The sequence below is a fragment of the Microbulbifer maximicatervae (SeqCode) genome (genome assembly GCF_052467695.1).
In genome coordinates, this window is sequence record NZ_CP174320.1 from 1,341,321 (window position 1) to 1,353,723 (window position 12,403).

General features: G+C 53.9%; 11 protein-coding genes. 3 read left to right on the forward strand and 8 right to left on the reverse strand.

The window, feature by feature from the left end; all coding sequences use genetic code 11:
* Positions 1 to 155: 155 nt before the first annotated feature.
* The 6 genes from ACJJI8_RS05820 to ACJJI8_RS05845 all read right to left on the reverse strand — a co-directional run bounded on the left by ACJJI8_RS05820 (position 156) and on the right by ACJJI8_RS05845 (position 6,066).
* On the reverse strand, positions 156 to 470 hold the full coding sequence (locus ACJJI8_RS05820; RefSeq protein ID WP_444934511.1) for an antibiotic biosynthesis monooxygenase family protein: 315 nt from the start codon (positions 468 to 470) through the stop codon (positions 156 to 158).
* Positions 471 to 556: 86 nt separating this feature from the next.
* Positions 557 to 1,258 (reverse strand): phosphate signaling complex protein PhoU, encoded by a 702-nt coding sequence (phoU, locus tag ACJJI8_RS05825; RefSeq protein ID WP_282930610.1) that lies wholly within the window; start codon positions 1,256 to 1,258, stop codon positions 557 to 559.
* A 23-nt stretch (positions 1,259 to 1,281) separates the two neighbouring features.
* Positions 1,282 to 2,091 (reverse strand): phosphate ABC transporter ATP-binding protein PstB, encoded by an 810-nt coding sequence (pstB, locus tag ACJJI8_RS05830; protein ID WP_282934617.1) that lies wholly within the window; start codon positions 2,089 to 2,091, stop codon positions 1,282 to 1,284.
* 102 nt (positions 2,092 to 2,193) lie between these two features.
* Positions 2,194 to 3,480 carry a phosphate ABC transporter permease PstA gene (pstA, locus tag ACJJI8_RS05835; RefSeq protein ID WP_444934512.1) on the reverse strand — a complete coding sequence of 429 codons (1,287 nt, stop codon included), beginning with the start codon at positions 3,478 to 3,480 and terminating at the stop codon, positions 2,194 to 2,196.
* A complete protein-coding gene (pstC, locus tag ACJJI8_RS05840; protein WP_444892394.1) occupies positions 3,473 to 4,852 on the reverse strand; it encodes a phosphate ABC transporter permease subunit PstC in 1,380 nt (459 codons plus the stop codon). Before pstC ends, pstA begins: the two co-directional genes overlap by 8 nt.
* Positions 4,853 to 5,013: 161 nt before the next feature.
* A complete protein-coding gene (locus ACJJI8_RS05845; protein ID WP_282930607.1) occupies positions 5,014 to 6,066 on the reverse strand; it encodes a PstS family phosphate ABC transporter substrate-binding protein in 1,053 nt (350 codons plus the stop codon).
* A 184-nt stretch (positions 6,067 to 6,250) separates the two neighbouring features.
* On the opposite strand from ACJJI8_RS05845, the gene ACJJI8_RS05850 reads away from it, so the two are divergent.
* From ACJJI8_RS05850 to ACJJI8_RS05860, 3 genes are all read left to right on the forward strand, one after another.
* The gene (locus ACJJI8_RS05850) at positions 6,251 to 6,823 is read left to right on the forward strand and encodes a TRAP transporter small permease subunit (RefSeq protein ID WP_444934513.1); all 573 of its coding nucleotides are present in this window, start codon (positions 6,251 to 6,253) and stop codon (positions 6,821 to 6,823) included.
* Positions 6,820 to 8,184, forward strand: coding sequence for a TRAP transporter large permease (locus ACJJI8_RS05855; RefSeq protein WP_444934514.1), 1,365 nt, complete (start codon positions 6,820 to 6,822; stop codon positions 8,182 to 8,184). The genes ACJJI8_RS05850 and ACJJI8_RS05855 overlap by 4 nt, the downstream gene beginning before the upstream one ends.
* 184 nt (positions 8,185 to 8,368) lie before the next feature.
* The gene (locus ACJJI8_RS05860; protein ID WP_108735392.1) at positions 8,369 to 8,758 is read left to right on the forward strand and encodes an acyl-CoA thioesterase; all 390 of its coding nucleotides are present in this window, start codon (positions 8,369 to 8,371) and stop codon (positions 8,756 to 8,758) included.
* A gap of 69 nt (positions 8,759 to 8,827) precedes the next feature.
* Here ACJJI8_RS05860 and ACJJI8_RS05865 read toward each other — a convergent pair whose 3' ends face one another.
* Together ACJJI8_RS05865 and uvrD are read right to left on the reverse strand one after the other, a co-directional pair.
* On the reverse strand, positions 8,828 to 9,961 hold the full coding sequence (locus tag ACJJI8_RS05865) for a TRAP transporter substrate-binding protein (RefSeq protein ID WP_444934515.1): 1,134 nt from the start codon (positions 9,959 to 9,961) through the stop codon (positions 8,828 to 8,830).
* A 232-nt stretch (positions 9,962 to 10,193) separates the two neighbouring features.
* Positions 10,194 to 12,398 carry a DNA helicase II gene (gene uvrD / locus ACJJI8_RS05870; RefSeq protein ID WP_444915143.1) on the reverse strand — a complete coding sequence of 735 codons (2,205 nt, stop codon included), beginning with the start codon at positions 12,396 to 12,398 and terminating at the stop codon, positions 10,194 to 10,196.
* Between the last annotated feature and the right edge of the window lie 5 nt (positions 12,399 to 12,403).

The window sequence follows — 12,403 nt, forward strand, 5'->3', positions numbered from 1 at the left end:
GACAAAAAAACGTATCAACAAGAAAAACAAATACTGTAATTGGCTGTAATGTACCAAATGAATAAATTCCAGCTAAAAACAATAAAATAAAAAGTTTTATTTTTTTATTCGAACACATATTTATTCAGGCTGTGTTCAGGTTCAGTTGATTAACATCAATCACTATTAATATTTACGACCCATTGCGGGTCATAAAACTCCCCTATTAGATTAATTTTTACAAAAGGGGACACGCTGGCAATGATTTCATCAATTTTTTTACTGTGCTCAGCTTGCATAGCATCCCGATCTTTTTTACATCGCCAGCTAGCAATGGCTATCAATACATTGGGGTCATCAATTTTTCGATGAAGTTCTGTGCCCATCGCTCCCGGGGAGCGCTGTATAATCTCGGAAGCGCGCAACCAAGCATCGGCATAATCCTCAGCTTTAAACCCATCTTGTAGATGAACTTCGAAGATAAATTTCATTCCCTGTATTACCTAACGACTAAGAAAGTAGATTCCAGCAAAAAAAAAGGCCGCACTAGGCGACCTTTTTAAATTAGCAAAGCCCTTTAGGACTTGCGCAGATTTTCCTGGTGTCCGTGCCGAATGTCAGCACCCTCCACCAAGTAAACAACCTGCTCACAAATATTCTTCGCATGGTCACCGATCCGCTCCAGTGAGCGCAGGGTCCACAACACATTAATGACCCGGGAAATACTGCGCGGGTCCTCCATCATGTATGTTACCAGTTCACGTACGGCCGTACGATAATCCATATCAACCTGCTGGTCCTCAGCAAGAGTTTGCAGAGCCGACTGCACATCGAAACGAGTATAGGCATCCAGGGCGTCATTGAGCATTTTGCGCACAGCATTGGCAATATGACGGATTTCGGTATACCCGCGCGGCGACGTACCTTCATCTGTCAGTGCTATGGCCATCTTGGCAATCTTGCTCGCCTCATCCCCAATGCGCTCCAGGTCGCGGGCAATTCGAATGACAGACAGCACCATACGGAGATCGGATGCCGCCGGTTGGCGCTTGGCTATAATTAGCGTGGCGTGCTCATCCAGGGCCATCTCACTCTTATCGATGACTTCTTCAATACGCAGTACTTCCTCGGCCAACTCACTGTCCGCATTGGCCAGGGCATCGACCGCATCGGCAACCTGGCGGGCGACCATGCCGCCCATTTCCAGCATCTCTGTCTTTAGGCTTTCCAGGTCTTCATTAAATTGGCGTGAGATATGTTGATCGAAATGCATTTCCATAGTTTTCCCTCCGAGCAGGAACCTTAGCCGAAGCGGCCGGTGATATAGGCTTCAGTGAGTTCGTGCTCGGGGTTGGTGAACACCGTTTCAGTATCGTTAACTTCCACCAAATGCCCCAAATGGAAGTAAGCCGTACGCTGACTCACCCGCGCAGCCTGCTGCATCGAGTGAGTAACGATTGCGATAGTGTAGTTCTGGCGCAGCTCATCGATCAGTTCTTCGATTCGCGCCGTCGCAATTGGGTCCAGGGCTGAGCAGGGCTCATCCATCAGGATCACTTCCGGGCTCACCGCAATAGCGCGGGCAATACACAAGCGCTGCTGCTGGCCACCGGACAGGCCCGTACCCGGCTTGTCCAAACGATCTTTAACCTCATTCCACAGACCAGCGCGGCGCAGGCTGTTTTCTACGATCTCATCCAGATCGGCGCGGCGGCTGGCAATGCCATGGATTTTTGGGCCGTAGGCAACATTCTCGTATATGGACTTGGGGAAAGGGTTTGGTTTCTGGAATACCATACCGACGCGGGCGCGCAGGGGTACAACATCTACTTTGGGGCCGTAGATGGGGTCACCATCCAGACTTAACTCGCCCTCAACACGACAACCTTCAATGGTGTCATTCATGCGGTTGAGGCAGCGCAAAAACGTCGACTTACCACAACCGGAGGGGCCGATCATGGCAACCACTTCATTTTTGCCAATATCGAGGCCGACCGAGTGGATCGCCTGGGTTTCACCATAGAAAACATTCACATTGCGCATACGCAACTTGGCGGTGTCACAGAAGGGTTGGCCAACTGTTTCTCTAACATCAGCCCGATCATTCATCATTTGCCTACCCGCAACATCGGATTGCGCCGCATCAGTTTGGCTGGCGGCATCCAGGGTCATGGTACTCATATAATATCCCGCTTTCTGATATTCCGCGCTCTGTTACCAGCGGCGCTCAAGTTTCTTGCGCAGCAATACCGCGCTGGTATTCATCACAATCAGCACACTCAGCAACACCATAATGGCTGCGGAGGTGCGCTCGACAAAGGCGCGCTCCGGGCTGTCTGCCCACAGGAAAATCTGCACAGGCAGCACGGTGGCCGGGTCGGTTACCCCAGCAGGTACGTCGACAATAAAAGCGACCATACCAATCATCAATAGGGGTGCCGTCTCACCGAGGGCCTGGGCCATACCGATAATCGCGCCGGTCAACATACCCGGCATCGCCAGGGGCAGCACATGGTGGAAAACCACCTGCATACGCGAAGCCCCCATACCCATTGCCGCCTCGCGAATTGAGGGTGGCACCGCCTTCAAAGCCGCGCGGCTGGAAATAATAATCGTGGGCAAGGTCATCAGTGTCAGTACCAAGCCCCCTACCAGGGGTGCCGAACGCGGCAACTCAAAGAAATTAATAAATATCGCCAGGCCCAAAAGACCGAAAACAATAGAAGGCACTGCCGCGAGGTTATTGATATTCACCTCAATCAAATCGGTCCAACGGTTTTTGGGCGCATACTCTTCCAAGTAAATCGCCGCCGCCACACCGATGGGAAATGACAGTGCCAGAGTTACCAACAGGGTAAACAGGGAGCCCATCAAGGCTGCGCGGATGCCCGCCTGCTCTGGTTCACGGGAGTCGCCATTGGTAAAGAAGATGGTATTGAACCGCTTCTGCAGTTCACCGCTGTCCAGCAGCTGTTCAATCCAACCGGCCTTCTGGTCCGAGGTACGACCACGGAATCCCTCTTTGGAGTCCTTCAGGCTTTTGACGAAAGTATCCACATCGTCATCGACTGACAGCCAGACTTTCTCGGATTTACCCAACAGTTCCGGATTCGCAGCTAAGCGATCGCGCAGGGTAAAAGGTGCTCCGGAGGAGACCAGGCTGTAGAGCTCGCGCTTGTCACTGCGACCAGTCACAGTGGGAAAGCGTTCGCGCAGGGACTGGCGAATAACACCGGTGAAGTTTGCCCAGGTCAGACTTTCATCATCGACCTTCTCGATGCCCAGAACCTGCTCGTCGTAGTGCACCTCCAGTTGGATAGCTGTCTGCACAAAGGCACCACTGCCTTTGCTGATAATGTCAGTGAACAAAATCAGTACGGCGAGTACACCAAAGGCAATACTGCCGATACCCAACCCACGAAACAGCTTTTCTTTGCGATGACGGCTGGCGAGGCTTTTTTCTATGCGCTCGCGAACCTGCGCCTGAGTAAGATCAGTCATACTGCTCCCGGTATTTTTTCACTACGTGCAAGGCAATAAAGTTCAGCACCAAAGTGGAGATAAACAACATCAGGCCCAAAGCAAAAGCGGCGAGGGTCTTGGGACTGTCAAATTCCTGGTCGCCAACCAACAGAGTCACAATCTGCACCGTCACAGTCGTGACCGATTCGAGCGGGTTTGCGGTGAGGTTCGCCGCGAGTCCGGCGGCCATCACCACAATCATGGTTTCACCAATTGCGCGGGAAACCGCCAACAATACACCGCCAACGATGCCGGGTAGTGCCGCAGGAATCACAACTTTGCGCACCGTCTCGGACTGGGTGGAACCCAAGCCCAGGGCACCATCGCGAAGGGACTGGGGCACCGCATTGATCACGTCATCGGACAGAGAGGAAACAAAGGGAATGATCATGATTCCCATCACCAGGCCAGCGGCCAGTGCGCTTTCACTGGAGGCCTGTAGGCCCATAGAGGTGGCCAACTCGCGAATAAATGGAGCAACGGTTAAGGCAGCAAAAAAGCCGTATACCACGGTGGGTACACCGGCGAGAATTTCGAGTACTGGCTTGGCCAGGGAACGCACGCGCTTACTGGCGTACTCCGCCAGATAAATAGCCGCCATCAATCCCACAGGTACCGCCACAAACATGGCGATCGCGGACACCATCAGGGTTCCGGTAAACAGCGGGACAGCACCAAAAGCACCGCTCGATCCCACCTGGTCTGCGCGCAGGGCCATCTGTGGGCTCCAGTGCAATCCAAACAGGAATTCACTCACCGGCACTGACTGGAAAAAACGCAGGGATTCAAACAATACCGATAACAAAATACCGACAGTGGTTAGAATCGCGGCGCTGGCACAGGCAATCAGCACCGTGCGCAGCACTTTTTCAACTTTTTCGCGAGCGCGCAGCTTGGGAGAAAAGCGCAGCAGTGCAAAAGCGGCAAGGCCGCTGGCCAACACCAAACTCAGGAAGGCCTGTAAATTATTGGAGCTGGAACGCAACTGACTGAGGTAGTCCGCAGCACTCTGCAATTGTGGCGACTTTTCACCTATCAGGTGGCCCGCCGCGAGATTCTGGATCTGCGCGTAGAGAAGGTTCTGCCCGGAGATACTCTCCGGCTTATCGGCAATACTATTCATGACCATCGCACGGATGATCGAATCGTCAAACACCAACCAGCCACAGAGTAATATCAGTGCTGGCAAACCACACCAAAGGGCGGTGAGTAATCCGTAGTAACTGGGCAGGGCGGCCAGATTGCGAACGCCGCCAAGACTGCGAGCAGCGTTCACTGCACGGCGAAAGCCAGTGCCGTAGGCCACTAATATCAGGAGCAGCAAAAGTGCGAACAGTGTGGGGGTTTGCATTGAATTACCGTACTAAAAATATCGTCGCTGGCATTATCCAGACTTTATCCCCGCGTTCCATCACAGGGGGGCGACAATTTGTGAGTCTTCTTATAAAGAACGGCCAAGCCCTTTCGAGCTTGGCCGTCAATTCCCTTTGACAGTACAACTCCAGAATTTTTTTACTTGGCTGCGAGATTACTCAGTGCGTTCAGCTTGCGCACATCGGTAGCAATCTTTTGACGCTTCTCGGTGGGCAGAGGAATCATGCCTTTGTCAGCCAGGTAGCCATCTTCACCCCAAGCGCGCTCATTGGTGAATTCAGCCAGGAATTGCTTAACACCGGGAACCACGTCAGCGTGCTGCTTCTTAACGTAGATAAACAGCGGACGGGAAACCGGGTAGCTCTGGTCAGCGATGGAGTCGAAAGTGGGGGCCTGATCTTCGATCAGGGAGCCCTGTACCTTGTCAGCATTCTGGTCGAGGAAACTAAAGCCGAAGATACCCAGGGCGTTCGGGTTGGCAACCAGCTTGTTCACGATCAGGTTGTCGTTCTCACCGGCCTCAACATAAGCGCCGTCTTCGCGAACGTTGTGACAGATCGCTTTATAAGCGCTCTTGTCTGTTTTCTTCATGGCTTTGATCCAGCCAAACTTCTTACAGCCACCTTCCATTGCCAGCTCGGCAAAAGCATCGCGGGTACCGGAAGTGGGAGGCGGACCCAAAACTTCGATTTTGGTGTTGGGCAGAGCTGGATTTACGTCCTTCCAGGTCTTGTAGGGGTTGGCTACCAGAGTTTCAGAACCGTCTGGGTTAGGAACTTCCTTAGCCAGGGCCAGAAAGATGTCCTTGCGGGTCAGCTTAAAGGGAGCCGCTTTCTTAGCATTCGCAAGAACAATGCCGTCGTAACCGATCTGTACTTCAACAACATCAACACCGTTGCTGTTACACATTTCCAATTCGGATTGCTTAATGCGACGGGAGGCACCGGTGATATCCGCAGTGCTTTCTCCAACACCCTGGCAGAACAACTTCATGCCACCACCAGTACCAGTGGACTCAACGACTGGAGTTTTAAACTGGGTTGCGCGGCTAAAACGCTCCGCCACAGTCGTAGTAAACGGGTAAACAGTAGAGGAACCTACAACACTAATGTAATCGCGCGCTGCCATAGCAACCTGTGAAGTTGCCAGGGTCAGGGCTGCCAGAGAAGTCGCCAGAATTTGCTTGTTCATTGTGTAACTCCGATGAGTGTTTTTTATTTCACGCGGCGATGCTAGGAACAACGGGTGACGATTCTATGAATAAAAGATTACAAAAAGGTTACAGCTGTATTTTTACCCTGCTGGCATGAGAGCGGGCAAAGGGTTAACCTTCGAGCAACATAAATAACAATAAGATGTAAAGAGAGAAGCCCCCATGCGTTTTCTGCTGTGCAGCGCGCAGGCACTCGAGCGCCTGACCAGTCATACCGGGCAACTGCTGTCCTGGTTCACCTGGGCCATGGTCCTGTTACAAAGCTGTGTTGTGGTGATGCGCCACGGCTTCAATACCGGTTCTATCGCCCTACAGGAATCTGTGATTTACCTGCACGGTGCCTCCTTTATGCTGGGGCTGGCCTATGCGTTACAGACCGATGCCCATGTGCGGGTGGATGTCTTCTACCGTAGGATGAGCGCCAGGGCCAAAGCCTGGATCAATGCAATTGGCTATCTGATATTTCTCTTACCGCTTTGCGTCTTTCTATTTATAAGCAGCTGGCACTTTGTACTGAATAGCTGGTCAGTTTTTGAAGACAGTGCGAACGCCGGCGGCCTGCCCGGGGTATTTTTACTGAAGAGCCTGATTCCTCTGTCTGCGGTCACCCTGGCTCTGGCGGGGCTGGCCCAGTTTATTCGCGCCCTGGTGCAATTGATGCTGCCCCAACAACAGTCCATTCCAATGTCGTCGTCAAAAGCAGTACTGAAGCAGGTAGAAGGGGCCGAGGTATGATTGAGCTAATCCCCTTTCTGATGTTTGCAGCCGTCTGCGCTCTACTTATGTTCGGCTACCCAGTAGCTTTTACCCTCGCGGGTACCGCCCTGCTATCAGCGGGCCTGGGTATTGTGTATGGCGTATTTGATGCTGAGTTGCTGCGCGCCTTCCCCGATCGCCTCTACGGCATTATGCAAAACGGCACTCTGGTTGCCGTTCCACTATTTGTGCTGATGGGGGTAATACTGGAGCGAGCCAAGATCGCCGAGGATTTATTGGTTAATCTGAGCAAAGCCTTTATGGGGGCTCCCTCGGGACTCGCCATTTCTGTGGTGGTAGTAGGCGCGCTGCTCGCCGCCAGTACTGGCATCGTCGGTGCAACTGTAGTCACCATGGGGCTGATGTCACTGCCCACCATGCTAAAAAACGGCTATTCGCCCAACCTGGCCACCGGCACTATCTGCGCCACCGGTACCCTCGGGCAAATTATCCCTCCCTCTATTGCCTTGGTTCTATTGGGAGACACCCTCTCCAATGCCTATCAACAGGCACAACTGTCTGCAGGCATTTTTAACCCCAAGCCAGTCAGCGTGGGGGATCTGTTTGTCGGGGCAATTATTCCCGGCTTACTGCTGGTGGCCGCCTATATCATTTATCTATTATTTATTGCCCGTCGCCCCAAACCCACGGAGAGCAGCGAGCCTCCAGAAGTGGATAAGGCCCAACTGCTTCGCAGTCTTTTGCCCCCGATTGCCTTAATGCTGATTGTGCTCGGATCAATCATTGTTGGCGCTGCCACCCCCACAGAAGCGGCCGCCGTCGGCGCACTGGGGGCGGCGTTACTGGCGTCCAGTCGCGGAGCATTGAGCTTTAGGCGCGCCGGGGAAATCGGCCGCAGTACACTTCAGGTCTCGGCTATGGTTTTCGCCATATTGATTGGCGCCTCATTGTTTTCTCTGGTATTTCGCGGTTACAACGGCGAAGAGCTGGTGACAGGATTTTTCCACAGCCTGCCCGGAGGGGTAATCGGCGCGACCCTGTTGGTGATGCTGGTAATCTTCCTGCTGGGCTTTATCCTCGACTTTATCGAAATCACCTTTGTAGTGGTACCAATTGTGGGCCCGGTACTGCTGGCAATGGGCGTCGATCCGGTGTGGCTCGGCATTATGATTGCCATCAATTTGCAAACCTCTTTCCTAACGCCTCCATTTGGGTTTGCTCTCTTTTACCTGCGCGGGGTGGCCCCCAGTTCTGTGGCCACATCGGCCATCTATCGCGGGGTAGCGCCTTTTATTGCCATCCAACTTTTACTGCTGTGCCTGCTAGCGATATGGCCGGGCCTGGCCACTTGGTTGCCGGGGATGGTTCAGCAACAGTGATCTGCGCATGTGGAGAGCCGTCCATAGACTGAGAGGCAGCACCAACGGCCAAAAACGCGCCTACGGTCGACTAAAGGCCGAAATTTATTCTGGTCAATTACTGGCCAAATTGTGCTAGAATGCGCCACCATTCCAGTAGTGGAAACCAATAACTCTAACAATCTGTGAGTACCCGATGTCCGCACTGTCAGCTCTCGATGAAGATCCGCAACCCACAGGCACGCTAACCCTGCAAACCCTGGCTATGCCCCGCGATACCAATCCGCAGGGGGATGTTTTTGCCGGTTGGCTGATGTCGCAGATGGACCTCGCTGGCGCCATTCTCGCGCAAACCATGGCGCGCGGCCGTGTCACAACCGTTGCAGTGGGCAGCATGGTTTTCCTGCGCCCAGTTCCGGTTGGCTCAACAGTCAGCTGCTATGCGGAGGCTATCGAAGAAGGGCGCTCCTCGATTCGTACCATGGTTGAGGTTTGGCTGACGCGGGTGGATTCTGGTGAGCAAGTCAAGGTCACCGAGGGCGAGTTTGTATTTGTCGCTATCGACGATGCCGGCCGTACCAGACCGCTGCCCTGATTGTAGGTTTCGAGTTCGCCGGCTGTAGAGCAACACAGCCGGCAATATCATCGGCCCAGTAGTTGGGCGCTAATCTTCCTTTAACTCTCTCGCCTGGTAGTAAGCCTCTTCACTGATCTCGTGGTAGGGCTTCACATCCCGTTCAAATTCTTTAAAAGCTTTGTAAACACGGGCAAACTCCGGGTCCCGCTGCGCCGTCTCCTGCATAATTTCGTTGTTGATCTTCTTCAGGTGAGACAGAACATCCTCCGGCAAGCGCTCCACTTTTACCCCGTGCTCTTCTACCAGCTCCTTGAGGGCCCGGTTATTGCGTGCCGTGTATTCGTCCAGCATATCCTGGTTAGCTTCACGGGCGGCGACTCGCACTATTTCCTGCAAATCAGCAGGCAGTTTTTCGAACGCCTTTTTATTAACGATAAATTCCAGGATAGAGCCCGGCTCATGCCACCCGGGGTAGTAGTAATACTCAGCGACCTGGTGGAAACCAAAAGCGAGATCGTTGTAGGGCCCCACCCATTCGGTAGCATCGATCACTCCAGTCTGGAGGGCGGTGTAGAGTTCTCCACCGGGAATGGTCACCGCAGTGCCGCCTGCGCGGTTTAAAACCTCACCACCCAGGCCGGGAATACGCATCTTTAGGCCCTTTAAATCCTTCACCGACTCAATCGGTTTGTTAAACCAGCCCGCCATCTGTACACCGGTGGAGCCCCCCGCAAGTGGGATCAGGTTAAAGGGCTCGTAGATCTCCTCCCAGAGTTCGAGACCACCGCCGTGGTGCAACCAACCATTCATTTCCTGGGCGTTCAATCCGAATGGCACTGCGGTAAAAAACTGGGCTGCGGGCACCTTGCCTTTCCAGTAATAGGCCGCGCCGTGTCCCATTTGCGCCGCGCCTTCCGAAACAGCACCAAATACGCCCAGGGCAGGTACCAACTCACCGGCACCGTACACTTTGATCCTGAGACGCCCGGCTGACATCGCCTCGACTTTCTTGGCAAAACGCTCCGGCGCACTGCCGAGGCCAGGGAAATTCTTGGGCCAGGTAGTAACTAATTTCCACTCGAACAGCTCTTTATTGCCCTCTGCAGAAAAGTGCTGGGCAGGGCCCATTGCTGCACGGGAAGCTACCAGGGCGGCGAAGGTAATGGCGAGCAGGGCTAAGAGCCCGAGAATGATAGCCGGGTACCAATTGAGTTTTTTCATTGCCACTAATTTATCGTTATTTTTGTATTGTACAAATTATCGGCAGACGCTTTGGTCGCCAACTTAGGTCTTCAGAAGAAGTCCGCTGTGATTTTACCTTGGTATTTTGAATGGATTCCCGCTATCGCTGGAATCCATTCACCACTATCTAACTTTCAATTCTGCATGCCTTTCGGTACCGACATGCTCCGGCACTCAGTATTTAATGCTTAGTGCCAGCTCAAGCCATCACTTAAAGCGGCTGCAACTTGGCCATTGAAAGTATCAACCTCTTGTCGCCAACATCGTCAAAATTAACCAGCACCCGCATTCGAGGACCCGTTCCCTCAAACTCAATGACAGTTCCTTCACCAAACTTGGCGTGGTCCACTCGCCCGCCCAGGACCAGCGGGGGCAAATCATCGAAGTCTGGCGCCGGGTCGGAAAACTGGCCTACCTTGCCGTAATCCGCCTGATAGAGCGGGCGGGAAATTTCGGTCTTCAGGCGCACTTCTTGCACCAAATTAGGTGGAATTTCGCCGATAAAGCGAGAAGGGCTGTTATAGGTTTCGCTGCCAAACAGACGCCGGTTTTCCGCGTAGGTAATGTATAGCTTGCGCATGGCGCGGGTGATACCCACGTAGCAGAGGCGTCTCTCCTCCTCCATGCGGCCGGGCTCCTGCGCCGACATCTTGTGGGGGAACAGGTTTTCCTCCACACCCGCCATAAATACCAGGGGAAACTCCAGACCTTTGGCGGAGTGCAGGGTCATCAGCTGGACGGCATCCTCAAACTCATCCGCCTGGCCTTCACCGGCATCGAGGGCAGCGCTGTCGAGGAACTGGTTAAGAAGCGGGATTTCCTCCTCATCTTCCTCTCCCTCGGGCAGGCCTGCACCGGTAAAGCCGCGACAGGCAGTGACCAGTTCCTGCAAGTTCTCCACTCGTGTTTGGCCTTTCTCGCCTTTCTCTTTGCCGTGAAACTCCAGCAAACCGCTGTTTTCGATCACATCCTCAGCAATAGCATCTAACTCTTTATCTTCTGCATTCGCTGCCAGCTGGTTAATCAGGTCCAGGAAGCTCTGCAGGGCATTGCCGGCGCGAGCAGCCAATACCCGCTGCTGCAACATCAGCTTGGCCGCCTGCCACAGGGAGCATCCCTGCTCCCGGGCATAAGAGCGAACCATCTCTACAGTGCGCGCGCCGATGCCACGAGTGGGCGTATTCACTACCCGTTCAAACGCAGTATCATCATCGCGGTTGGTAATCAGGCGTAGATAAGACAGGGCATTCTTGATTTCCAGGCGCTCGTAGAAGCGCTGGCCGCCATAGATACGGTAGGGAACCTGCTCGCGCAAAAGCCCCTCTTCAAGTACCCGGGATTGGGCGTTTGAGCGGTAGAGGATGGCGATGCTGTCGCGGCGGTTGCCATCGCGCACCCAGTCATTGATTCGCTCGACAATAAAGCGCGATTCATCCTGTTCGTTGTAGGCCGCGTAAACGGCGATGGACTCACCCTCTTCACCCTTGGTCCACAACTCCTTGCCCAAGCGACCACTGTTATTAGCGATCACCGCATTAGCCGCATTTAGAATGGTGGAGGTGGACCTGTAGTTCTGCTCCAGTCGCACCGTCTGCACTTCTCGTAAGTCTGTGGAAAAGTGCTGGATATTCTCGATCTTGGCACCGCGCCAACCGTAAATAGACTGGTCATCGTCACCCACGGCGGTGATATGGCACTGCTCACCGGCGAGTAAGCGCAACCAGGCATATTGAATCGTGTTGGTATCCTGGAACTCATCCACCAGGATATGGGGGAAGCGCCGGCGGTAGTGGGCCAGAATAGCGTCGTTATTTAGCCAGAGCTCGTGGGCGCGCAACAGCAGCTCGCCGAAATCCACCAATCCACCGCGCTGACAGGCCTCTTCATAGGCGAAGTAGATTCGCACCATGGTCTGCAACCAGGGATCGGCGCCGGCGTTGATATATTGCGGGCGCAGCCCTTCATCTTTCTGCGCGCCAATCCACCACTGAGTTTCCCGCGGTGACCACTTTTTATCATCCAGCCCAAGATCTGCCTGTACCCGCTTGATCAGGCGAAGCTGGTCATCGGAATCCAGGATCTGGAAGTTCTGCGGCAACTTGGCTTCTTGCCAGTGAGCCTTGAGCAGGCGGTGAGCCAGGCCGTGGAAGGTGCCCACCCACATGCCAAAGGTATTCACCCCCAGCAGCTCTTCGATACGGGCGCGCATCTCGCGGGCCGCCTTGTTGGTAAAGGTTACCGCCATAATGGAGTAGGGCGAGGCGCCCTCCACCTGCATCAGCCAGGCGATGCGGTGTACCAGCACCCGGGTCTTGCCCGAGCCGGCACCGGCCAGAACCAATTGATTGCCGGGCGCGGCAGCTACTGCTTCGCGCTGGGCGTCGTTGAGGGGGTCTAAAATCTGAGATACGTCCATGGGCG

What these genes read in the sequence shown, in the direction of transcription:
- uvrD (WP_444915143.1), bottom strand. Translation starts at nt 12,398, where the DNA reads ATGGACGTATCTCAGATTTTAGACCCCCTCAACGACGCCCAGCGCGAA.
- ACJJI8_RS05850 (WP_444934513.1), top strand. Translation starts at nt 6,251, where the DNA reads ATGCGTTTTCTGCTGTGCAGCGCGCAGGCACTCGAGCGCCTGACCAGT.
- pstB (WP_282934617.1), bottom strand. Translation starts at nt 2,091, where the DNA reads ATGATGAATGATCGGGCTGATGTTAGAGAAACAGTTGGCCAACCCTTC.
- ACJJI8_RS05855 (WP_444934514.1), top strand. Translation starts at nt 6,820, where the DNA reads ATGATTGAGCTAATCCCCTTTCTGATGTTTGCAGCCGTCTGCGCTCTA.
- pstC (WP_444892394.1), bottom strand. Translation starts at nt 4,852, where the DNA reads ATGCAAACCCCCACACTGTTCGCACTTTTGCTGCTCCTGATATTAGTG.
- ACJJI8_RS05820 (WP_444934511.1), bottom strand. Translation starts at nt 470, where the DNA reads ATGAAATTTATCTTCGAAGTTCATCTACAAGATGGGTTTAAAGCTGAG.
- pstA (WP_444934512.1), bottom strand. Translation starts at nt 3,480, where the DNA reads ATGACTGATCTTACTCAGGCGCAGGTTCGCGAGCGCATAGAAAAAAGC.
- ACJJI8_RS05865 (WP_444934515.1), bottom strand. Translation starts at nt 9,961, where the DNA reads ATGAAAAAACTCAATTGGTACCCGGCTATCATTCTCGGGCTCTTAGCC.
- ACJJI8_RS05845 (WP_282930607.1), bottom strand. Translation starts at nt 6,066, where the DNA reads ATGAACAAGCAAATTCTGGCGACTTCTCTGGCAGCCCTGACCCTGGCA.
- phoU (WP_282930610.1), bottom strand. Translation starts at nt 1,258, where the DNA reads ATGGAAATGCATTTCGATCAACATATCTCACGCCAATTTAATGAAGAC.